This window comes from Pseudomonas sp. 22490 (assembly GCF_052044465.1).
In the GTDB taxonomy this organism is placed as follows: Bacteria; Pseudomonadota; Gammaproteobacteria; order Pseudomonadales; family Pseudomonadaceae; genus Pseudomonas; species Pseudomonas aeruginosa.
The window spans coordinates 1-320 of record NZ_JBQENS010000117.1; the positions used below are offsets into that span (position 1 = coordinate 1).

The 320-nt window shown below is 64.4% G+C and carries 1 protein-coding gene; it reads right to left on the bottom strand.

The window, feature by feature from the left end; all coding sequences use genetic code 11:
• Nucleotides 1-320 (bottom strand): HAMP domain-containing protein (locus ACTJJX_RS35190; RefSeq protein ID WP_440782073.1); only part of this gene is annotated, 320 nt, incomplete at both ends.

A 320-nucleotide genomic window follows, 5' to 3' on the forward strand; every position in this document is an offset into this window, starting at 1 on the left:
TGCGAGGCATCGGCGGCGTTGCGGGCGATTTCCTGGGCGGCGGCGCCGAGTTCGTTGATCGCTGCTGCGACGCTGTTGGTGCGGTTGGACTGCTCGTCGGAGTTGGCCATCGAGGAGTTCGAGGCGTTCACCACCAGTTGCGCCACATCGTGCAGTTGGCGAGCGGTGCCGGCGACCTCGCGGATCGATTCGTGGATACGCTCGACGAAGCGGTTGAAGGCATTGGCCAACGTACCGAATTCATCGTTGCTGGTGACCTTCAGGCGCTTGGTCAGGTCGCCTTCGCCCTGGGCGATGTCCTGCATGGCGCGGCCCATGTC